Raw genomic sequence first — 14,177 nt, forward strand, 5'->3', positions numbered from 1 at the left:
GGACTCGGCACGGGTAGCGACACGTCCGAGCGAAGTCGCGAGTGCTATAACGCACGTATGTCAGGCACCGGGCACACGATCACCCACGTTTCCGATACGGCCCGGTGGACGGCGTTGCACCGGGCCACCGAATCTGCGCGCCCCGATGCGCTGTTCAGCGACCCGCTCGCCGAACAGCTCGCCGGCGAACACGGCCGCGCCATCGTCGCCGGGACCCCGCGGAGGAGCCGCAGCGGGTGGTGGCTGGTCGCGCGCACCAAGGTCATCGACGACGCCATTGCCCGTGCGATAGAAGACGGCTGTGACCGGGTGTTGAATCTGGCCGCCGGTCTCGACACGCGGCCCTACCGGTTGGACCTTCCCGCCGATCTGACCTGGGTGGAAGCGGACCTGCCGGCGCTGCTCGCCGAAAAGACACAGCTGCTCGCCGACCAGACGCCACGATGCCGGTTGACCCGCTCCGCCGTCGACCTGGCCGACCCACCCGCCCGCGACGCCTTCTTCGACGCCGCGCTGGACGGCGCCACCAAGGCGCTGGTGCTGACCGAGGGCCTGTTGATGTATCTCGAAGACCGTGACGTCACCGCGCTTTCGGATGCGATCAAGCGGCCCGAGGTCGCCTGGTGGATGCTCGAATTCGCGTTTCCGGGCCTGAAGAAGATGATGAACAAGAAGATGGCCGACCTGTCGCAGAACGCGCCCTTCAGGTTCGCACCCGAGAATGGGCTCGCCTACTTCGAAGAGCAGGGCTGGCGCACCGTCGAGGCGCAGTCACTGTTCGAGGCCGCCCACCGGCTGCATCGCTTACCGATGTCGATGCGGCCGCTCGCCCGCTTGCTGCCCCCGACGGATCTGCGCCGCCCCGGACGCAGGACCTCGGCCGCGGTCGCCCTGCTCACCCATTGAGCGGCCGACGAACGCCATCTACGAAACGCTGTCCCACTGCTCGTCGGTCACGTCGGGGATGCAGTGGTAGGCGATCACCGCGGTCCCGGGGTTCGCCACGCCGCCGTTGATGTTGAGGCAGGGGCCGAGGGCGCTCGTGACCTGGCCGTTGGGTTGGGTGTTCCACCGCTGGTTGTTTGAGTCGGCCTGACAGGTCGAGAGGATTACCGGGGTGGTGTCCGCCGCGCTGGCGATGCTCAGGCAGTTCCCGGGGAAGGCCGCGCTCTCGATCTGACTGGCGGAGTTGAGGTTCCAGAGCTGGGACTTCGACCCGTTGCAGGCGTTGATCACCGTCGCGGCGTTGTTCCCAGTCGGGTTGTCGAGACACCAATTGCCCATCCGGCTCTTCAGCTGGACCGGGCCGGCGGCGCTCGCCACACCCGCGCCCAGCAGCGCCACACCGAGCGCCGCGCCGGCTACGACGAGGGACCGGCGCACACCCCCGATCAACCGGGATCCACACATTTTCAGCACCATCCTCTCGTGCCCTTCTTGTGCCGCAGGCGTCGCGGTGCTGGACGATTACCCGGTGGACGCATTACGAATCGCCATGGTGTCGATCACTTCGACGGCCACGGCCGTCCTGTGGACGGCCGGACCGGCGGGCGCCGACCCCCCGCCCACCCAGGTGATCACCACCGTGGCCGTCGGATCCGGTGGTCAACCCATCAACGGATACCGGGAGGCGCCCACGCGGGGCAACGTCTTCGAGGTCGACGACTGCACGACACCGTCACCGTCGGCCGTCGCAAACAATATCTACTACTGCTCGCCCAGTGCGGCCGGCGCGGGCACCTGCTGGCCGGCGACGGCCGGATCGCTGCTGTGCGTGGACAACCCGTGGGACAGGAGCCTGCATCGGGTGGCCTATCGCGGTTCGCTCCCGCCGGTTCAGGCCACCGACACACCTGATCCCTTCGCGCTGGCCCTCGACGACGGCACGCATTGCCTGCTTCGCAACGGCGGCGCGTGGGGCGGCCGCGACGACGGATACGTCGGCGCGTACTGGTGCGGGGACCCCGGGTCGAACCTGTATGTCCTGGAGCCTCCGGGCCGGGGGACTGGGAGCATCGACCGCTCGGGACCGGCCTGGACGGTCCGAGTGGGTCAGCTGGGCACCCCGACAGCCCACTTCCCGCCGCCGCGGACCCGCGCGGTGACCAGCGCCTGGTTCGCCGGAAACTGAGCGTCTACCAGACGCGGATCCAGTCGATCAGCATGTCCGCGGGATAGGTCCCGGATCCGGGGTCGCCGCCGCCGGAACCGGCAACCGCGAGGTTGAACACCGGAAAAGCGGTGTAGCCCGGGTTGTTGAACGGCCAGTCGGGCAGCGAGCTCGCCGGTACGTCGAAGTACGGTTGCGCGCCCTCGGTGTAGTCCTTCCAGAAGCGGATGCCCGCCGCATCCCACTGGCATCGCCAGGTGTGCCACCCGCTGTCGACGGCGATGTTGTGGGTCTTCCATTCGCCGCCGTTCGCCTTCGCATGGACGGTGGTGGCCGAGGGCCAGTTGCCGTTGCCGTACCACTCGACGACGTCGATTTCGCCCTGATCCTCATTGCCCAGCCAGTACGCGGGCCAGGCGCCGGGCGTCAGGCAGTCGAGCTTGATGCGGGCCTCCCAGGTATGGCCGACCCCGCCGCGCCAGTTGCTCTGGACCTTGCCGCTGAAATAGGTGGGGCCATCTTTCGCGGCCCGCAGGACCAGGTTGGACTTGCCGTCGACGAACACATTGCGGCGATCGTCGCGGTACTGTCCGATGTTCTCGGGCCGCTCCCAATACGTCGGGTCCTTGATCTGCTCGCGGGCCCGCGCGACCGTCCACTTCGAGGCATCGGGCGCCGACCCGGCCGGCCCGTCGAACTCGTCCTGGAAAACGTAGGTTCCGGTCTGACCGCTCGGTGCATCCGGTCGCGACGGGAAGGCGCGGGCCTCAGGGATGGGGAGCGCGGCCGCCAGCACGCCGATCCCTGCCGTCAGCATCATGCGGCGGCGATCCATCTCGGGCATAAGCAAGCGACGATAGCAGCCCGCCGGTGTGGGCTCGAAACAGGAATTTGTCGGTGGCCGTCGCTACCCTTTGGATCGCCGTCGACCCAAAAGGGACGACGGCACAGTGGTGGCCCGGGATTTACCACGAATTCACGGCCAATTCTCAAGATCGCTGTTGGTTTGGTCTCAGGATTGGCTGGGCATTCTTGGATCACGACCCGATAACCACCGGCTTTTGCAGCGAGTTGCTCTGGGAGGAGTTGACAATCGTGGCGAATGCATCAGGAGCGACGGTTATTTTCCTGCACTCACATCCGGCTTGGGTCGCGGCCCAGCGGCGCGCCCGACAGCGCAGCGAATCGATGCGCCGCCACCCGTCATCCCTGGCCCGGCGCCGCGCCGCCGCGGGGGAGCACGTCGCCCCTGTCGTCCGCAACTTCAAGGTCTACTCGGGCACTGACACGCCGGCCTGAAAACGCTTGCGCGCTGCGCGGCCGGCGAATCGACCCAGCGAATTGGGCTGTGCCGCAGCGCAATAACCGCAATAGCTGAGCCAATTTTCACCACCGTTATTCGTGAAATTCCGCGTCGCGCTATTCGCCCGGCCGGACGGGTCCGTTTACATCCGCCCGATGATCTACTACCCTCTGTAGTAGTCGATGGTGGGGAGGACAAAGATGTCCAACGACTCGGATTCACCAACAGCCCGCCGTCCGCTGGCCGAGGCGGTGCTCGTGTTCACCGCGGCTTTCGCGCTCCACGGGATAGACCACCTTCGGCGGGGGATGGCGGCATCTCCGCCCGCAATCATGGCCGGCGGGATGATCCAGGGAGTTTTCGTGGTTGTCGCTGTCGTGCTGATCCTGCGGCACCACCGATGGGCTTCCGAGGCGGCGATCGCCGTCGGTTTCGGCAGCGCGGCTCTGTTTGCGTACGCGCATCTGCTGCCCACGTTTCTCCCGGGCTTGCAGGACAGCTTCACCTCCGGGCCGCGCATCAACGTCACATGGTTCTCGTGGCTCACGGCCGTCGCCGAGATCGGGACGGGGCTGGTGCTGGGCTACGCGGGCTTGCGGGCGCGGCGACGCAACGAAACACCTTGCACGACAGGGTAATAGCCATGCTGCACATCAGCGAATACGTCGGCATCATCGTCTCTGTGCCGCGAACGCACCGAACGAGGGCGCTTGCCAACCCGGCGCAGCCGCGTGGCGCGCTCCTGCGTGAGCTGGAGCGCTACATCGAGGCGCACAATCCCGGCGTGACGGGCGTCAGCGTCGTCGGCGCGACGGACACCGGCCAGCCGGACAGGAGCCGGAGACCGATTCGCCACTGGTACCACGTCGAGTACGAAGCGTGAGGATCAGCGGGGTCCGGTGATCATCGGCAGCAGGTAGTGGCGCACGAACGCGCGCGTGTCGTCGATCGTCGCGAGATTGATGCCGGTGTGCTGGGTGACGATGAAGGACAGCGTCAAGCGGGTGTGCAGCTCGGCGACCGCACGTAAGTGTCGCTCCTGCTCGGGCGTGGTGGCGGCGCCGCCGTAGATCTCGGCCCTCAGCTCGGCCGCCGACTGCTCGGTGGCGAAGTCGAGGATGGGACCGGCGTCGGTGGTCAGGCTCGGCAGGATGGTCTCCGGCTCGGCGCGCAGCAACCTCTTGAGCAGGCCGTGCTCCCGCAGGAACGTCACGGTGAACACGGTCCCGTAGACCAGTCGGTCTTCCAGCGTGGTGGCATGCGAGCAGGCCCGCGCGTGACCGTCGAAGTAGCGGCGGGCCTCGGCGAGGACGACGGCGTCGATGAGGGCACCCTTGGTGGGGAAGCGGCGGTAGAGGGTCGCGCGGCCGACCCCGCTGCGGCGAGCGACGTCCTCCATCGTCATGCGCCGCATTCCGACGAGTTCGGCCTGCTCGAGCGTGGCGGCCAGGATGCGGGTGGTGATGTCGTCGGGGTCGCGCAGTTGGGCGAGCACGGCGGGCTCGGGCGCGGCGAGGCGCCGCACGAATTCCGCCGTTCGGCTCGCGGTCACGTGATTGCTCCTTGCTGGCTCATCCGGGTCGCCGTATCGTAGCGATTGATACGTGCGAGACATTTTACGTCTGCTTGTCTCGCAACCGCTAGCGTAGCGAGGTTGCTGCTGGTAGGGGGTCGCAATGGGCGTTCGTATGTGGGTTCGGTGGGCGGCCATGCACGGCGTGGCCCGGGCGTTCATGAAGGTTCAGGCGCTGCGCGGCGACCCGTTGGCCCGCTTGATCGCCGGCCACGGTCGCGCCGTCGATCCCTATCCGCTGATGGAGCAGATCCGGGCGCGCGGACCGCTGACGCGGACTCCGTTCACCTGGATCAGCGTGGACCACGGCGTCTGCCGGGACGTGTTGCGCGACAAGCGTTTCGGCGTGACGGCGCCGTCCACCATGGACCTGCCGCGCCCGCTGCGGACTCTCATCGCCCGCACCGACGACAAGGGGGTGGCCAATCCGGTCGAACCGCCCGCCATGGTCGTCGTCGACCCTCCCGAGCACACCCGCTATCGGCAGCTGGTGGCGCAGAGCTTCACACCGCGGGCGATCGACCGGCTCAGCGCCCGCGTCGTGGAGGTGACAGACCGGCTGATCGGTCGCCTTGCGCACACACCCCATCCGGACCTGATCGCCGACTTCGCGTCCCAACTGCCGGTGGCCATCATCGCCGAGATCCTCGACCTGGCCCCCGACACCCACCCGTGGATGCTGCAGTGGGGACACAGCGGAGCGCCGCTGCTGGACATCGGGATCGGCTGGCGCACCTACCGGCAGGCCATCGACAGCCTGCGCGGCGCCGATCACGAGCTGCGTGAGCGCTTCCACGAACTGCGCTCCGGCGAGCCGGGGGACAACCCGTTCAGCCGGCTGGCGGCCCATGGCGCGCTGAACGACCACGAATTCACCGCCAACGCCGCCCTTCTCATCGGCGCGGGCTTCGAGACGACCGTCAACCTGATCGGCAACGGCGTCGTGCTGCTGTTGCAACACCCCGACCAATTGGCCCGGCTGCGCGACGACCCCGAGCTGTGGCCGAGCGCCGTGGAGGAGATCCTCCGGCTCGACAGCCCGGTCCAGATGACCGCGCGCACCGCGCTCTGCGACCTCGACCTGGTGGGCCGGCGCATCGCGGCCGGGGACATGGTCAGCCTGCTGCTCGGCGGCGCCAATCGCGACCCGGCCGTCTTCCCCGATCCGGACCGTTTCGACGTCGCTCGGCCGAATGCCCGAGACCATCTGGCGTTCGCGTCGGGGATCCACGCCTGCCTGGGCGCCGCCCTGGCTCGCGTCGAGGCGACCACCGCGCTGCGCGCGCTGTTCCAGACGTATCCCAACCTGCAGCTGAGCGGCCCACCGCAACGGCGCGGGCTGGTCAACCTCCGCGGGTTCGCCCGCCTGCCCGTCACGCTCGGCTCCGGGACGGTCGTCTCCGTTTAGAGCTTGCCCACGACGAAGTCGGCGGCCTGGTTGGCCATGCCCGCGTCGATGTAGGCACCCGCGAGATGTGCGGGCCAGTTCTGCTTCCAGGTGTTGGGGTCGGCCGGGTTGCACACGGGATCGGCGCCGTGGCACAGCTCGATGGTCCGGTCGTTGTAGATCGGGTTGAAGTTGGTGATCGGGCCCACCCACTGGCTTCCGTTGCCGAACAAGGCGATCGCCGCGATGTGCTGGTCGGTCCCCGGCGGCAGGGGGCTGTTGAAACCGAACGCGGAGATCGGCGCGGCGAGGACCACATCGGTGACCGCCGCGCCCAGCGAGTAGCCGCCCAGCACCAGCCGGGTGTTCGGGCAGCTATTGACCATGTCCTGGATGTGGCGGCTCATGTCGTTGGCACCGACGTCGACCTCGGTGTCGGCGGGGTACCGCACGGCGTAGGTGCCGATGGTTTTGTTGCCGGCCTTGGATTGGACCGCGTTGATGAACGCGCTGCCGAGCGCGCCGGGTCCCGGCGACTCGTTTCGGCCGCGGGCAAAGACGATTTGCACCTGGGGACAGTTCGCCGCGGCGGCCGGCCCGGCGGCCAACGGCAACGCGGTGGCGATCGTGGCGGTGACCAGGCCGGCACCAACGAATTTACGGACAAGCGAGGCGAGCACAGCATGATATTAAAGCGATCTCGGCCCGGCCGCTGGGTAGTCGAAAACGGCCGAAACGAACAACGATAGGTTCGGTGCATGAGTGACGTAGCCGCCGACGCGCCCGAGCGTCTATTCGCGCTGGCCGAGCAGGTGCCGGGTTTCATGCCCGCCGACGAGGGGCGCGCGCTGTACCAGGCCGCGCTGCGCTACCTCGACGGCGGCGTCGGCGTCGAGATCGGTACCTACTGCGGCAAATCCACCCTGATGCTCGGCGCGGCGGCGCAGCAAACCGCCAGCGTGCTCTGCACGATCGATCATCACCACGGCTCCGAGGAGCACCAGCCCGGCTGGGAATTCCACGACGCCTCGATGGTCGACGACGTCACCGGACTGTTCGACACGTTGCCGACGTTTCGTCGCACCCTCGACGCCGCGGGGCTGGACGACCACGTGGTGGCCATCGTCGGCAGGTCACCGGTCGTGGCGCGGGCGTGGAGCACGCCGCTGCAGTTCCTTTTCATCGACGGCGGCCACTCCGAGGCCGCCGCAACGCAGGACTTCGAAGGCTGGGCGAGGTGGGTGACGGTGGGCGGCGCGCTGGTCATCCATGACGTGTTCCCCGACCCAAAGGACGGCGGGCGGCCGCCATACTACATCTATTGCCGCGCAATCGATTCCGGGCAGTTCCGCGAGGTGTCGGCCACCGGCTCGCTGCGGGTGCTCGAACGCATCAGCGGCCCGTAGCCACGCATTCGCAGTCGAAGTCGGTCTGCAGGCCCATCGGCAGCTCGTCGCCGCGGAAGATGCCCGCGCCCGGCGTGGTGTTGGACAGCGCGTCGGCCGCCAGGATCATCGCCGCACCGGTCCAGGTGGTGCGCTCCTCGGGCCAGCGTTTGCCGTCCGCGAACACCAAACCGGTCCAGTACGATCCGTCGTCCTCGCGCAGGTGATGCATCGCGGCGAATTGCTGGTGCGCGGACGACCGGTGGCCGATGGCGTCGAGGGCCATCACCAGTTCGCACGTCTCCGCGCCGGTGACCCAGGGCCGGTCGTCCACGCACCGAATGCCGAGGCCGCGGACCACAAAGTCGTCCCACCGCTGCCTGATTCGCGCGGCCGCCGCCGGGCCCCGCAGCGCGCCGCCGAGGATGGGGTAGTACCAGTCCATCGAATAGCGGTCCTTTTCGGTGAACGCCTCGGGATGCGCGACGAGCGCGTGGCCCAGCCGGCCGAGCGCCAGCTCCCACTCGGGCTGCGGGTCCCCGACCAGTGCGGCGAGCGCCAGGGCGCATCGGATGCTGTGGAACACGCTGGCGCAGCCGGTCATCAGCGCTTCCGGAAGGGGTCCGGATTCGCTTCGCGCCCAGCAAATCTCGCCGTAGCCGACCTGCAGGTCGATGACGAAATCGATCGCCTTTCGCACCGTGGGCCACATCGCCGCACCGAATGACTCGTCGCCGGTCACCAGCACGTGATGCCAGACGCCGGTGGCGATGTAGGCGCAGAAGTTGCTGTCGCTGTTGGCGTCTTCGACGGCCCCCGAGCGGAATTGGATGGGCCACGAGCCATCCGGACGCTGGGTGCGACGGCTCCATTCGAACGCGGCCCGCGCCGGCTCCAGCTGACCGGCCGCGGTGAGCGCCATCGCGCATTCCACGTGATCCCACGGGTCCGTGTGGCCACCGTCGAACCACGGGATGGCGCCCGACGACTCCTGCGCCGCGGCGATGGAAAGCGCGGTCTGCCGGCATTGCCCGGGGGACAGAACGCCCGGAATCGCCGGCGGCTCAAACCGATGCAACTGAATACCTCGGGGTATTACGGCTTTCGGCCGCCTGCTCCTTGGTGAAATACATCGCGACGCTCTTGCCGACGACCGGATTGAGCAGCGACTCCGCCAGCTGCGTGATCTTCGGCCGGTGCATCAGGTCCCACACCAGCAGTTTGTGGTAGGCGGCGACCGCGGCATGGTCGGTATTCGACACGCCCACAGCGCATTTCAGCCACCAGAATGGCGAGTGCAGCGCGTGGGCATGATGCGCGTGCGTCAAACGCATGCCGCCACCGGCGATCTTGTCCCGCAATCGGCTGGCCCGGTAGATGCGCACGTGGCCGCCGTCGTTGCTGTGGTATTCCTCGGAAAGGAGCCAGCAGACCCGCTCGGGCAGCCATCTCGGGACGCTGACCACCAAGGTGCCGCCGACCTTGAGCACCCTGATCAATTCGGCGATGGCCGCGTCGTCTTCCGGTATGTGTTCCAGGATTTCGGACGCGATCACGCAGTCGAACATCTCGTCCGCGTACGGCAGGCTCAGCGCGTCACCGGCGACCACGCTCGCCGACGCGGTAGCGGGAGCCTCGCCGGCCTCGGCCATCGCACGCAGGATCGTGTCCACCGAACGCAGCTCGGACTCGTCGCGGTCGAAGGCGACGACGTCGGCACCGCGCCGATACGCCTCGAACGCATGCCGGCCCGCGCCGCAGCCGACGTCGATGACCTTGGTCGACGGCCCGATGCCCAGCCGGTCGAAATCGACCGTCAGCATCGCGCGATCGCCTGCTCATAGACCCGCACCGTCTGGGCGGCCACGGCCTCCCAACTGAACACGTTGACGGCGCGCGCCCTGCCCGCCTTCCCCAGGCTGCGCCGCTTGTCCGGGGAGTCGAGCAGCTCGCCGAGCGCGCGCGTCAGCGCATCGACATCGGCCGGCGGCACCAACTCGGCGCAGGCGCCGTCGTCGCCCACGACCTCGGGCAGCGCGCCCACCCGGCTCGCGACGATCGGGGTGCCACTCGCCATGGCCTCCACCGCCGGCAGCGAAAAGCCTTCGTAGAGCGAGGGAATGCAGGCGACCTCGGCCGACGCGAACAATGCGGCCAGCTCGCCGTCGGACAGGCCGCTGGTGATGTGGACGATGTCGGAGATGCCCAGTTCGGCGATGAGTTTGTGGGTGGGGCCGTTGGGTTCCACCTTGGCGACCAGCCGCAGCTCCAGGTCCCGGCGGGTGCGCAGCCGGGCGACCGCGTGCAACAGTGTCCGCACGCCCTTGAGTGGGGTGTCGGCGCTGGCGATGGCGATGACCCGGCCGGGTGTCCGCGGCAGCGGCCCCGGCCTGAAGAGGTCGGTGTTCACGCCCAGGGGCACCACGTGCAGTTGGTCGGGCGAGACACCGAAGTCGGCGACGATGTCGGCCGCCGACGACGACGACACCGTCAACAGGTCCGGGATCCGGCGCGCCACCTGTTCCTGCATCGTGGAAAACCCATACCATCTGTGCACCAACGGTTTTCGCCACCACCGCGCGGCGGCGAGATCGAGCACCCGATCACGGGTGATGGGGTGGTGCACCGTTGCCACCACCGGCAACCCGGCGTCCGCGATGGTGAGCAGCCCGGTTCCCAGGCTCTGGTTGTCGTGGACGACGTCGAAGTCGGCCGCGCGCCGAGCCAGCAGCCGCGCGACGCGAAGCGTGAACGTGCGTGGTTCGGGAAAGCCCGCGGTCCACACGGTGAGGAGCTCCAACAGGTCGATCGAGTCGCGAATCTCGCTCGGGCGCGGCACCCGGAACGGGTCCGGCTCGCGGTACAGGTCGAGGCTTGGCACCTTGGTCAATCGCACGCGCGGGTCGAGCAGCTCCGGATAGGGCTGGCCGGAAAACACCTCGACGTCGTGACCGAGCTCCACCAGACCGTGGCTGAGGTGGCGCACGTAGACTCCCTGTCCGCCGCAATGGGTCTTACTGCGGTAGGACAGCAGGGCAATTCGCATACTCAACTCTTATCCGCTGGCCGAAGATCGCCGACGGGCACCCCCCGATCCACCGCCATCAACGCGCTCGCAAACACCGCGACGGCAAACTGGACATGTGTCCAGACTATAGTTCGATCAGCTAATTGATGCAACGTGGGACCGCCCCGACCTGGCTTTGTTACCATCGCGCGGTGCACGATTCGGCTGCGCCCGGCGGACGCGGCGCGCCCCGATCCGTTTCACGACGCCAAGCCCTCAGATTCGCGTCGGCGCTGCTCGGGCTCGGCGCAGTGGCCGGAAGTCCCGGCGCACAGCAGGCGGCCGCCGCCAACCTCACCCTGATCGATTTCGCGGAGCGCCGGATCGCGCCCGCCGAGATCAAAGCGGCGGGCTACGACGGGGTGGTCAACTATGTCTCCGAGGAGCGGCCGGGGGCGCACTTCGAGGCGAAACCCATCACCCGCGAATACGCGGACGCGCTGCGGGCCGCGGGCCTGCACATCGTCAGCAACTACCAGTACGGCAAGCCCGGCTGGCCCACGCCGTCGGACTACACCCGCGGGTACGACGGCGGGGTGGCGGACGCCCAGACGGCCTCGCGGCTGCACGGTGCGGCTGGGGGCCCGAATTCGGCGCCGATCTTCTTCAGCGTCGACGAAGACATCGATCCCAACACCTGGAATGGCGTTGCCGTCCAATGGTTTCGGGGAATCAACTCGGTTCTGGGCGTGGGCCGCACCGGCATCTACGGGCACGCCCGGGCGTGTGGCTGGGCGATCCGCGACGGCGTGATAGGGAACTCGAGCACGCCGGGGTTCAAGTGGGCATGGCAGACGAGGTCATGGTCGAACGGCGCGCGAGAGCCCGCGGCGGTGCTCTATCAGGCCGTGGTCAACAGCCCGTCGAGCCCGGGCCCGCTGCTGGGCGGCATCAACGTCGACGTCGACGACGTCCTCGCGACCGACTACGGGCAGTGGGACCTGGACCGCTGAACGAGACTTAAACCTGTGCGACGGCCCGCGGCGTGTCGTCGCAACTGCTTAAGTGTCGCGGAACGGCGCGCCGTCAGGTCGAACGGACGACGCCCCCGAACCGGTGGCCCGGGGGCGTCGCGGGGTATCCGCTCTTACTTGAGGTCGAACCGGTCGTTGTTCATGACCTTGACCCACGCCGCGACGAAGTCCTCCACGAACTTCCCCTGGGCGTCGTCCTGCGCGTAGACCTCGGACAGCGCGCGCAGCACCGAATTGGAGCCGAACACCAGATCGTTGGCGGTGGCCGTCCACTTGAGCTGACCCGTGGAGCGGTCGCGCACCTCGTAGACGTTCTCGGCCGTCTCCGACGCCTTCCACTCGTTACCCATGTCGACCAGGTTGGCGAAGAAGTCGTTGGTCAACGCGCCGGGCCGGTCGGTGAACACGCCGTGCTTGCTGCCGCCGTGATTGGCGCCCAGCGCGCGCAGGCCACCGACGAGCACCGTCAGCTCCGGGGCCGTCACGCCCAGCAGGTACGCCCGCTCGACCAGCAGCTGTTCCAGCGGCGCCTTCTCGCCCGGACGGATGTAGTTGCGGAACCCGTCGGCCCGCGGCTCGAGCACCGCGAACGACTCCACATCCGTGTTCTCCTGCGACGCATCGGTGCGACCCGGCGCGAAGTGCACCGAGATCTCGTAGCCGGCGTCCTTGGCCGCCTTCTCGACCGCCGCGGAACCGGCCAGCACGATCAGGTCGGCCAGCGAGATCTTCTTGCCGCCGGATGCCGACGCGTTGAAGTCCCGCTGGATGCCCTCCAGCACCGGCAGCACCTTGTCCAGCTCGGAGGGCTCGTTGCACTCCCAGCTGCGCTGCGGCTCGAGGCGCAGCCGCCCGCCGTTGGCACCGCCGCGCTTGTCGGTGCGGCGGAAGCTGGACGCCGCCGACCATGCCGTCTTGACCAGCTGCTGAACCGTCAGGCCGGACTCCAGCACCTTCTTCTTCAGCGCCGCGACGTCCTTGTCGTCGACGAGCTCGTGGTCGACGTCCGGAACCGGGTCCTGCCACAGCTGGGGCTCGGCGACCCACGGCCCGAGGTAGCGGGTGATGGGCCCCATGTCGCGATGCAGCAGCTTGTACCAGGCCTTGGCGAACGCCTCAGCCAGCTCCTCGGGATGGTCCAGCCAGCGCCGGGTGATGTCGCGGTAGATCGGCGACTCGCGCATCGAGATGTCGGTCACCAGCATCGTCGGGGCGCGACCCGGTCCGCCGAACGGGTCGGGGATGGTGCCCGCGCCGGCGCCGTCCTTGGCCGTGAACTGCCAGGCATCGCCGGGGCTCTTGGTCAGCTCCCACTCGTAGCCGTACAGGGTCTCCAGGAAGGAGTTGTCCCACTTAGTCGGCGTGGGCGTCCAGACCACCTCCAGGCCGCTGGTGATGGCATCCTTGCCCACTCCGGTGCCGTAGGAGCTCTTCCAGCCCAGCCCCTGCTGTTCGATCGGGGCGGCCTCCGGCTCGGGGCCGACCAGGTCGCCGCTGCCGGCGCCGTGCGTCTTGCCGAAGGTGTGACCACCGACGATCAGGGCGGCGGTCTCCTCGTCGTTCATCGCCATCCGGCCGAACGTCTCGCGGATGTCGATCGCCGCGGCGATTGGGTCCGGCTTGCCCTCGGGTCCCTCCGGGTTCACATAGATCAGGCCCATGGTGGTCGCGCCGTAGGGCTGGGCGAGATTCCGTTCACCGCCGCCGGAGTAGCGCTTGTCGGTGCCCAGCCATTCGTCCTCTTCGCCCCAGAGCATCTCTTCGGGCCCCCAGACGTCCTCGCGGCCGAAGCCGAAGCCAAAGGTTTTGAACCCCATCGACTCCAGCGCGCAGTTGCCGGCGAAGATGATCAGGTCGGCCCAGGAGATCTTGTTGCCGTACTTCTTCTTGACCGGCCACAGCAGCCGGCGGGCCTTGTCCAGGCTCACGTTGTCCGGCCAGCTGTTGATCGGGGCGAAGCGCTGCATGCCCTGGCCGCCGCCGCCGCGGCCGTCGTGGATGCGGTAGGTGCCCGCGGCATGCCAGCTCATCCGAATGAACAGGCCGCCGTAGTTGCCGTAGTCAGCGGGCCACCAGTCTTGCGAGGTGGTCATCACCGAGATCACGTCCGCCTTGAGCGCGTCGACGTCCAGCTTGGCGAACTCGGCGGCGTAGTCGAAGTCCTCGCCGAGCGGATTCTCCGCCGGCGGGTGCGGGTGCAGCAACGACACGTCGATCTGGTCGGGCCACCAGTCCCGGTTGGTCAGCGGGGCATGCGCTTTCGGCTTTGGCGAGGGGATTGCCGGGCTTTCGCTCTCGCTGGTGCTGGCCGTCTTGACCTGTGGCTGGGGTGGACGGCTATCGGATGTGGATGACACAGCATTCCTTTCGGGGGTGGG

At 68.2% G+C, this 14,177-nt stretch carries 16 protein-coding genes; 8 read left to right on the forward strand and 8 right to left on the reverse strand.

The annotated features are described in order from the left end of the window. The first annotated feature begins 57 nt into the window (after positions 1 to 57). A complete protein-coding gene (locus OQ968_RS09355) occupies positions 58 to 906 on the forward strand; it encodes an SAM-dependent methyltransferase (protein WP_324676969.1) in 849 nt (282 codons plus the stop codon). 18 nt (positions 907 to 924) lie between these two features. Here OQ968_RS09355 and OQ968_RS09360 read toward each other — a convergent pair whose 3' ends face one another. Continuing rightward, positions 925 to 1,422, reverse strand: coding sequence for an RICIN domain-containing protein (locus tag OQ968_RS09360; RefSeq protein WP_420715865.1), 498 nt, complete (start codon positions 1,420 to 1,422; stop codon positions 925 to 927). A gap of 52 nt (positions 1,423 to 1,474) precedes the next feature. Between OQ968_RS09360 and OQ968_RS09365 the strand changes: the two genes are divergently transcribed. Continuing rightward, positions 1,475 to 2,131 carry a hypothetical protein gene (locus OQ968_RS09365; protein ID WP_420715879.1) on the forward strand — a complete coding sequence of 219 codons (657 nt, stop codon included), beginning with the start codon at positions 1,475 to 1,477 and terminating at the stop codon, positions 2,129 to 2,131. Positions 2,132 to 2,135: 4 nt separating this feature from the next. Here the strand turns inward: OQ968_RS09365 and OQ968_RS09370 are convergent, their stop codons facing one another. After that, positions 2,136 to 2,954 carry a glycoside hydrolase family 16 protein gene (locus OQ968_RS09370; protein WP_324676972.1) on the reverse strand — a complete coding sequence of 273 codons (819 nt, stop codon included), beginning with the start codon at positions 2,952 to 2,954 and terminating at the stop codon, positions 2,136 to 2,138. A gap of 53 nt (positions 2,955 to 3,007) precedes the next feature. Between OQ968_RS09370 and OQ968_RS09375 the strand changes: the two genes are divergently transcribed. From OQ968_RS09375 to OQ968_RS09385, 3 genes are all read left to right on the forward strand, one after another. Then, positions 3,008 to 3,409, forward strand: coding sequence for a hypothetical protein (locus OQ968_RS09375; RefSeq protein ID WP_324676974.1), 402 nt, complete (start codon positions 3,008 to 3,010; stop codon positions 3,407 to 3,409). 204 nt (positions 3,410 to 3,613) lie between these two features. Beyond that, positions 3,614 to 4,051: a hypothetical protein gene (locus OQ968_RS09380; RefSeq protein WP_324676976.1), complete on the forward strand. Its 438-nt coding sequence runs from the start codon at positions 3,614 to 3,616 to the stop codon at positions 4,049 to 4,051. 5 nt (positions 4,052 to 4,056) lie between these two features. Further along, a complete protein-coding gene (locus OQ968_RS09385; protein ID WP_324676978.1) occupies positions 4,057 to 4,296 on the forward strand; it encodes a hypothetical protein in 240 nt (79 codons plus the stop codon). 3 nt (positions 4,297 to 4,299) lie between these two features. On the opposite strand, the gene OQ968_RS09390 is transcribed toward OQ968_RS09385, so the two are convergent. Further along, positions 4,300 to 4,965, reverse strand: coding sequence for a helix-turn-helix domain-containing protein (locus OQ968_RS09390; RefSeq protein WP_324676980.1), 666 nt, complete (start codon positions 4,963 to 4,965; stop codon positions 4,300 to 4,302). A 124-nt stretch (positions 4,966 to 5,089) separates the two neighbouring features. On the opposite strand from OQ968_RS09390, the gene OQ968_RS09395 reads away from it, so the two are divergent. Then, positions 5,090 to 6,394 (forward strand): cytochrome P450, encoded by a 1,305-nt coding sequence (locus OQ968_RS09395; protein WP_324676982.1) that lies wholly within the window; start codon positions 5,090 to 5,092, stop codon positions 6,392 to 6,394. Here the strand turns inward: OQ968_RS09395 and OQ968_RS09400 are convergent. Continuing rightward, a complete protein-coding gene (locus OQ968_RS09400) occupies positions 6,391 to 7,014 on the reverse strand; it encodes a cutinase family protein (protein ID WP_324677395.1) in 624 nt (207 codons plus the stop codon). The genes OQ968_RS09395 and OQ968_RS09400 overlap by 4 nt on opposite strands. 117 nt (positions 7,015 to 7,131) lie before the next feature. On the opposite strand from OQ968_RS09400, the gene OQ968_RS09405 reads away from it, so the two are divergent. Then, the gene (locus tag OQ968_RS09405) at positions 7,132 to 7,779 is read left to right on the forward strand and encodes a class I SAM-dependent methyltransferase (protein WP_324676984.1); all 648 of its coding nucleotides are present in this window, start codon (positions 7,132 to 7,134) and stop codon (positions 7,777 to 7,779) included. Here the strand turns inward: OQ968_RS09405 and OQ968_RS09410 are convergent. Genes OQ968_RS09410 through OQ968_RS09420 form a run of 3 tightly spaced genes read right to left on the reverse strand, consistent with a single transcriptional unit; the run spans position 7,766 to position 10,804 of the window. Next, a complete protein-coding gene (locus OQ968_RS09410) occupies positions 7,766 to 8,836 on the reverse strand; it encodes a prenyltransferase (protein ID WP_324676986.1) in 1,071 nt (356 codons plus the stop codon). The genes OQ968_RS09405 and OQ968_RS09410 overlap by 14 nt on opposite strands. Beyond that, positions 8,823 to 9,581 carry a class I SAM-dependent methyltransferase gene (locus OQ968_RS09415; RefSeq protein WP_324676988.1) on the reverse strand — a complete coding sequence of 253 codons (759 nt, stop codon included), beginning with the start codon at positions 9,579 to 9,581 and terminating at the stop codon, positions 8,823 to 8,825. The genes OQ968_RS09410 and OQ968_RS09415 overlap by 14 nt, the downstream gene beginning before the upstream one ends. Next, positions 9,575 to 10,804, reverse strand: coding sequence for a glycosyltransferase family 4 protein (locus OQ968_RS09420; protein ID WP_324676990.1), 1,230 nt, complete (start codon positions 10,802 to 10,804; stop codon positions 9,575 to 9,577). The genes OQ968_RS09415 and OQ968_RS09420 overlap by 7 nt, the downstream gene beginning before the upstream one ends. A gap of 173 nt (positions 10,805 to 10,977) precedes the next feature. Between OQ968_RS09420 and OQ968_RS09425 the strand changes: the two genes are divergently transcribed. After that, positions 10,978 to 11,778, forward strand: coding sequence for a DUF1906 domain-containing protein (locus OQ968_RS09425; protein ID WP_324676992.1), 801 nt, complete (start codon positions 10,978 to 10,980; stop codon positions 11,776 to 11,778). A 134-nt stretch (positions 11,779 to 11,912) separates the two neighbouring features. Here the strand turns inward: OQ968_RS09425 and katG are convergent, their stop codons facing one another. Beyond that, positions 11,913 to 14,156, reverse strand: coding sequence for a catalase/peroxidase HPI (katG, locus tag OQ968_RS09430; RefSeq protein WP_324676994.1), 2,244 nt, complete (start codon positions 14,154 to 14,156; stop codon positions 11,913 to 11,915). Positions 14,157 to 14,177: the final 21 nt, after the last annotated feature.

The organism is Mycobacterium sp. 663a-19 (assembly GCF_035616495.1).
Classification (GTDB): domain Bacteria; phylum Actinomycetota; class Actinomycetes; order Mycobacteriales; family Mycobacteriaceae; genus Mycobacterium.

Bases quoted from the DNA above. Each gene is read 5' to 3' on its own strand.
- OQ968_RS09405 (WP_324676984.1), top strand. From the start codon at position 7,132: ATGAGTGACGTAGCCGCCGACGCGCCCGAGCGTCTATTCGCGCTGGCC.
- OQ968_RS09395 (WP_324676982.1), top strand. From the start codon at position 5,090: ATGGGCGTTCGTATGTGGGTTCGGTGGGCGGCCATGCACGGCGTGGCC.
- OQ968_RS09360 (WP_420715865.1), bottom strand. From the start codon at position 1,422: ATGGTGCTGAAAATGTGTGGATCCCGGTTGATCGGGGGTGTGCGCCGG.
- OQ968_RS09385 (WP_324676978.1), top strand. From the start codon at position 4,057: ATGCTGCACATCAGCGAATACGTCGGCATCATCGTCTCTGTGCCGCGA.
- OQ968_RS09355 (WP_324676969.1), top strand. From the start codon at position 58: ATGTCAGGCACCGGGCACACGATCACCCACGTTTCCGATACGGCCCGG.
- OQ968_RS09380 (WP_324676976.1), top strand. From the start codon at position 3,614: ATGTCCAACGACTCGGATTCACCAACAGCCCGCCGTCCGCTGGCCGAG.
- OQ968_RS09420 (WP_324676990.1), bottom strand. From the start codon at position 10,804: ATGCGAATTGCCCTGCTGTCCTACCGCAGTAAGACCCATTGCGGCGGA.
- OQ968_RS09415 (WP_324676988.1), bottom strand. From the start codon at position 9,581: ATGCTGACGGTCGATTTCGACCGGCTGGGCATCGGGCCGTCGACCAAG.
- OQ968_RS09370 (WP_324676972.1), bottom strand. From the start codon at position 2,954: ATGCCCGAGATGGATCGCCGCCGCATGATGCTGACGGCAGGGATCGGC.